Origin of the sequence: Lactiplantibacillus plajomi (genome assembly GCF_005405405.1) — a bacterium.
Taxonomy (GTDB): domain Bacteria; phylum Bacillota; class Bacilli; order Lactobacillales; family Lactobacillaceae; genus Lactiplantibacillus; species Lactiplantibacillus plajomi.
In genome coordinates this window covers 1-5,028 of record NZ_BJDZ01000053.1, presented here as the reverse complement: position 1 = coordinate 5,028, position 5,028 = coordinate 1, and the positions used below count along the sequence as shown (strand labels likewise).

Genomic DNA, 5,028 nt, shown 5'->3' with positions numbered 1-5,028 from the left:
GACCTTAGGCACGGTCAAGTGACCCCGCAACGCTGGGTTATCGAACGCAGTTTTAGCTGGCTAGGAAAATATCGGCGCCTCTGGCGCAATTGTGAGCGAAAGCTGAACACCAGTAAGATGATGATTAGCTTAGCCTTCCTGCGAATACTCTTGAAAAGATTCTAAACACGTTCTTAAAATTGGACAACTTTATTAAGCTGCTTTCTGGGCGGTAAGTTCCCGGTATTTTACCGGGGACTTGCCGTCCAATTTTGTTTTGATGCGCCGATGATTGTAGAAGTCTATCCATTCGTTCATAGCTTCGATAAGCGCTGTTTTGGTCTCAAAATGTTCATCCATAACCTCGACTTTCATAATGTGAAAAAACGACTCCATGGCGGCGTTGTCGAGACAAGTGGCTTTACGCGACATACTCTGAAATACATGGTGCTCTTTAAGCGTGTTTTGCCAGTGGCGATGCTGATACTGAAACCCTTGGTCAGTATGGACAGTCGTCCGATAATCTAACACCGGTATTCGATTTAGGGCTTCTTTCAAAGGTTTTAAAGCGAATTCAACGGTCGGGTGGTCACTGATATTGAAAGCCAGAACCTCTCCATTGAAGAGGTCGAGGACTGGTGCTAAATAAACCCGTTCATTTTGGCTTTGGTTCCCATATCGAAATTCACTGACGTCGGTGACTAACTTCTGGTAAGGCCGATCTGTTTTGAATCGTCGCTTAAGTCGATTTGGGGCGATGACGCCAACAGTTCCCTTGTAAGAATTATACTTTCGTTTCTGCCGATTAAAGGCGCCACATAGCCAGTCTTGTTCCCGCATAATCCGTAAGACCCGCTTATGGTTGATCTTAAAGCCATAAGCGTCATGTAAAGCACCGGTTATTCGTCGGTACCCGTACTTCCGAGTATATTTTGGATCTTGTTGACGAATCTCATCAATTGCCTGAATAATTTGTGAATCATCTAAGTTACGACCACGATGCTCCTTAGCATAATAATACGTGCTGCGAGGAATACGAACAGCCTTAAGAACTAGTTTGATGGAAACTTGAAAATTCTGCCTTAACTCGTCTACTAGTTCGATGAGTTCGTGTGTTTTGACTTCTTTCGTGCTAAGGCATCGAGTTTTTTTAAGAATTCATTTTCTATTTTTAACATTTGATTCTCTTGTTTTAGCTGCTTCAATTCTGCGGCTGGAGTCTGTGGTTTTTCAGGTTTGGGGTTGTTCTGCTTGTGTTTGGCCATGGTCTTAGGATTCCCTCGTTTGCGCTCAAGTCCCGCTATTCCAGATTCCTGGAAGTGTTTTTCCCACTGCCAAATCGTACTTGGCGACGACAAGTCAAAGTGTAAGGCAGTCACTGGAAGCGAAGCTTGATTTCGTTTCTTCCAGTTTAATACATCGACTTTGAACTGACTAGAATATTCTTGGGACATTGACCGGTCTTTTAGACCTTCAATACCTCGCCGCTCAAATCGATGAACCCAGTCCAGAATGATTGAATGATTGCTAATGCGATACTTCTTAGCTAGAGACGGTGAACCTTTACCAGATAAGTATTCAGTAACGACCTTTATTCGAAGTTCTAAATTAAATTTTGACATAGTAAAACCCCCAAGGTTAGATTTGGTGTCCAACCTTAGGGGTTCACTTTAAAGGCCATTTAAGCTGTTTTAAACAGATAGAGCATAATTATATTAAACGTGTTTTAAAATGCGCTTACGGGCACTTTAGGAACGTTGTATAAGTGCCATTGCGGAAAGGACAGCAAACTTAAATTCACAACTTTTAAAGAAGCAGGCTAATTGAGATGGTACTCAAAGATTAGTATAATGTGAGTAGTAATAAAGGGGGGCGAGAAAATCATGGCAGTTAAGGAAAAGAAACGCGTACAAGTCCAGATTGACAAAGAATTGGCAGATAATACCGAAGCCGTTTTAAGCCAGTTAGGTCTAAACCCAACTACCGCGATCAATATGTTTTATAAGCGGATTGTTGCTAATGGTGCCTTACCTTTTAATGTGTCTTTAAGCGAAGAAGAAAGAGCTAATTTACGCTTTTTAAAGGCTACCAAAGAGACACCAGTAACAGAGTTCAAAGACGCTAAAGAAGTCGCTGATTGGCTCAATGATCCAGATGAGGACTAATGGCTTATCAGATTAAATAAATTAATAACTTGGAAGTGTGATGAACATGAAAGGTACAATCAAAATTAATGACTTTTTTGAAATTGCCAAAGAAACTGATTTAAAAGATTTACTTGATAAGTCATTACATGAGCCAGATCCAGAAAAGCGCAAAGTATATGACGCTTTATATACCTACTTTTTAGATAAAAGGCAAGATGAGGTTATTAAGCGAAAGGACTTTGTCCGTTGATAGATAAACCCCAATATATATTGAGGAATTTTCCTTGGATAAACCAAAATATTACTTATCCAGAAAAGGTGCAAAAGCAGTTACAAAATTTTGCAGATCAAAACCCAGAAGTAAAGCCTAGAAATGATCCAGAAAATAAAAACGATCGGCCTAGTTATTAGGTTGATCGTTTTTTAATTTATCCGGTTTATGGGCGTTAACATAGTCAGCAAATGTTTTTAAAAGTTCTTCGGTTTGTTCGACCGAGAGGTTATTAGCTTGAAAGTACTTTTCTAATAAAGCCCCTTTTTGAATTAATCGGCGAGAACGGGCTTTGCGGGCTTGCCGATTTTCATAGTATTTAGATTGTCGTAATTTAAAATATTCCCGCTCAATTTTTTGTTTTAAACGCGCTTGCTGCTCGACTAGTTTTTCATATTGATTAGACATGGAATTTCCCCATCTCGTATGGCTAATGATCTACGGATTTCACCTTTAAAAACTCAGAAAATTGCTTAGCTAAAAGCTTAATCTGATCGTTAGACAAATTAGCATAATCTAAATTGGCTTGACTGATGATTTGTTTACCTAGCCGTTGTTCAATCTTATTTTTTTCGTCCTTAATTTTTTGATTAAGGGCTTTTAATTTAGCTTCTTGTTTTTCTAAGTTACTTTGAGACATAACGATCCCTCCAATCATATTAGAAATAATCACCGAAACTATATCATATAGGAAACGTTAAGTCAAAATATAAAAGTTGAAATAGCGAAGCGGAAGGCATACACTAAGTTAAAGTTAAGAGAATCAGCAGACCGAGTGAAACGAGGTTAATGCGCACTTACACGTCATCTTTGATGACGTTGTGCTAAACCCATTAAAACCTGTATTAGAAGTCGCCGATGGCGACAACAAAGTCAAACCCATAAACCCAAAGAAAGGTGGTGACAGACATGGCAATTTTTCACATGAGTTTTAGTAATATTAGTGCTGGTAAAGGACGAAGTACGATTGCCAGTGCCGCTTATCGAAGTGGTGAAAAGCTATTTGATGATAAGGAAGGTCGCCACTATTTTTATGCCCGCTCGGTTATGCCAGAAAGCTTTATTTTAACTCCCAAAAATGCACCAAAATGGGCCAGTGATCGAGAGCAGTTGTGGAATGAAGTTGAAAAGAAAGATCGTAAATCAAACTCACGGTATGCAAAAGAGTTTAACGTGGCTTTACCGGTAGAATTAAGTGAATCCGAACAGAAAGAATTACTGACAAAATATGTGCAAGAAAATTTTGTTGATGAGGGCATGGTAGTCGACGTGGCAATTCATCGCGACCACCCAGATAATCCGCACGCTCATGTGATGTTAACCAATCGCCCATTTAACCCCGATGGTACTTGGGGACAGAAAACAAAAACCGAATACATTTTAGATAGTCATGGTAATAAAACTAAGACCCCTGCAGGGAATGTGAGAAACCGAAAAATTTGGTTGGTTGATTGGGATAAAAAAGAAAAAATAACTGAATGGCGGCACAATTGGGCGGTTAGTGTAAATCAAGTTTTAGAGCAAAAAAATATTCCCGATCGGATCAGTGAAAAATCATTTATCGAGGAGGGAATAGATGATACCCCAATGCAACATGAGGGAATCAATAGTAAGCGGCATGAAAGAAAAGAATTTAACCAACAAGTTAAGGACTATCGCAAGGCCAAAGCCAGTTATAAAAATAACCAAGAAAAAGTAATCAATCGAGGTCATTTAGATAGCCTAAGTAAACACTTCTCGTTTAACGAGAAAAAAGTGGTCAAAGAGTTAAGCCATGAACTGAAAACTTATATTAGTTTGGAAAGTTTAGATGATAAGCGGCGCATGCTATTTAATTGGAAAAACAGCACCTTAATTAAACATGCGGTTGGTGAAGATGTGACTAAACAATTATTGACAATTAACCAACAAGAAAGCTCACTCAAAAAAGCAGATGAACTCTTAAATAAAGTAGTTGATCGCACGACGAAAAAACTTTATCCAGAGCTTAATTTTGAACAGACCACGCAAGCTGAAAGACGAGAATTAATTAAAGAAACTAATAGTGAACAAACGATTTTCAAAGGCAGTGAATTAAACGAACGTTTAATGAATATTCGTGATGATTTATTGGTCCGACAATTATTGACCTTTACCAAACGGCCATACGTTGGCTGGAAGTTATTAATGCAACAAGAAAAGGAAGTCAAAATCGAGCTTAAATATACGCTGATGATTCATGATGATAGCTTAGAAAGTCTAGAACACGTTGATCAAGGTCTACTAGAAAAGTATTCACCAACCGAGCAGCAAAAGATTACTCGCGCAGTCAAAGATTTGCGAACAATCATGGCTGTTAAGCAAGTCATTAAAACGCAATACCATGAAGTATTGAAAAGGGCCTTTCCCAAAGGCGATTTAGATGAATTACCAATGACTAAACAGGAACAAGCCTATACAGCCGTGATGTACTATGATCCTGTTTTAAAGCCATGTCAGGCTGAAACAATTGAACAGTGGCAAGCAAATCCACCACAGGTGTTCAGTCCCCAAGAACATCAACAAGGACTAGCTTATTTATCGGGACAGCTTAGCTTAGATCAGTTAGAAAATCATCACTTACAACGGGTTTTAAAGCATGATGGCACTAAA

At 38.9% G+C, this 5,028-nt stretch carries 8 protein-coding genes and 1 pseudogene; 5 read left to right on the top strand and 4 right to left on the bottom strand.

Annotated elements, in window-relative coordinates; genetic code table 11:
* A partial coding sequence (locus FFM82_RS13270) for a transposase (RefSeq protein ID WP_143143456.1) occupies nucleotides 1-165 on the top strand: 165 nt, incomplete at its 5' end.
* Nucleotides 166-192: 27 nt separating this feature from the next.
* Here the strand turns inward: FFM82_RS13270 and FFM82_RS13265 are convergent.
* On the bottom strand, nucleotides 193-1,083 hold the full coding sequence (locus FFM82_RS13265; RefSeq protein ID WP_263854493.1) for an IS3 family transposase: 891 nt from the start codon (nucleotides 1,081-1,083) through the stop codon (nucleotides 193-195).
* The gene (locus FFM82_RS13815) at nucleotides 1,074-1,601 is read right to left on the bottom strand and encodes a helix-turn-helix domain-containing protein (protein ID WP_225425731.1); all 528 of its coding nucleotides are present in this window, start codon (nucleotides 1,599-1,601) and stop codon (nucleotides 1,074-1,076) included. Before FFM82_RS13815 ends, FFM82_RS13265 begins: the two co-directional genes overlap by 10 nt.
* 261 nt (nucleotides 1,602-1,862) lie before the next feature.
* Here FFM82_RS13815 and FFM82_RS13260 point away from each other — a divergent pair, with 261 nt between their 5' ends.
* The 3 genes and pseudogenes from FFM82_RS13260 to FFM82_RS13250 form a co-directional block, all read left to right on the top strand.
* Nucleotides 1,863-2,144 (top strand): type II toxin-antitoxin system RelB/DinJ family antitoxin, encoded by a 282-nt coding sequence (locus tag FFM82_RS13260; RefSeq protein ID WP_003660204.1) that lies wholly within the window; start codon nucleotides 1,863-1,865, stop codon nucleotides 2,142-2,144.
* Nucleotides 2,145-2,190: 46 nt separating this feature from the next.
* Entirely contained in the window at nucleotides 2,191-2,376 is a 186-nt protein-coding gene (locus FFM82_RS13255) for a hypothetical protein (protein WP_137646230.1), read from the top strand.
* A gap of 20 nt (nucleotides 2,377-2,396) precedes the next feature.
* Nucleotides 2,397-2,537 (top strand): annotated as a pseudogene (locus FFM82_RS13250) (zeta toxin family protein); the annotation flags it as partial.
* On the opposite strand, the gene FFM82_RS13245 reads toward FFM82_RS13250, so the two are convergent.
* The gene (locus tag FFM82_RS13245; protein ID WP_137646229.1) at nucleotides 2,527-2,805 is read right to left on the bottom strand and encodes a hypothetical protein; all 279 of its coding nucleotides are present in this window, start codon (nucleotides 2,803-2,805) and stop codon (nucleotides 2,527-2,529) included. The pseudogene FFM82_RS13250 and the gene FFM82_RS13245 sit on opposite strands and share 11 nt — an antisense overlap.
* 22 nt (nucleotides 2,806-2,827) lie before the next feature.
* Complete coding sequence (locus FFM82_RS13240; protein WP_003555660.1) at nucleotides 2,828-3,055, bottom strand: hypothetical protein; 228 nt, start codon at nucleotides 3,053-3,055, stop codon at nucleotides 2,828-2,830.
* 251 nt (nucleotides 3,056-3,306) lie between these two features.
* Between FFM82_RS13240 and mobQ the strand changes: the two genes are divergently transcribed.
* Nucleotides 3,307-5,028: MobQ family relaxase (mobQ, locus tag FFM82_RS13235; RefSeq protein ID WP_137646228.1), on the top strand; the 1,722-nt coding region annotated here is incomplete at its 3' end.

Excerpts from the sequence above, each read along its gene's own strand:
- FFM82_RS13815 (WP_225425731.1), bottom strand. The coding sequence starts at position 1,601 with ATGTCAAAATTTAATTTAGAACTTCGAATAAAGGTCGTTACTGAATAC.
- FFM82_RS13260 (WP_003660204.1), top strand. The coding sequence starts at position 1,863 with ATGGCAGTTAAGGAAAAGAAACGCGTACAAGTCCAGATTGACAAAGAA.
- FFM82_RS13255 (WP_137646230.1), top strand. The coding sequence starts at position 2,191 with ATGAAAGGTACAATCAAAATTAATGACTTTTTTGAAATTGCCAAAGAA.
- FFM82_RS13245 (WP_137646229.1), bottom strand. The coding sequence starts at position 2,805 with ATGTCTAATCAATATGAAAAACTAGTCGAGCAGCAAGCGCGTTTAAAA.
- FFM82_RS13240 (WP_003555660.1), bottom strand. The coding sequence starts at position 3,055 with ATGATTGGAGGGATCGTTATGTCTCAAAGTAACTTAGAAAAACAAGAA.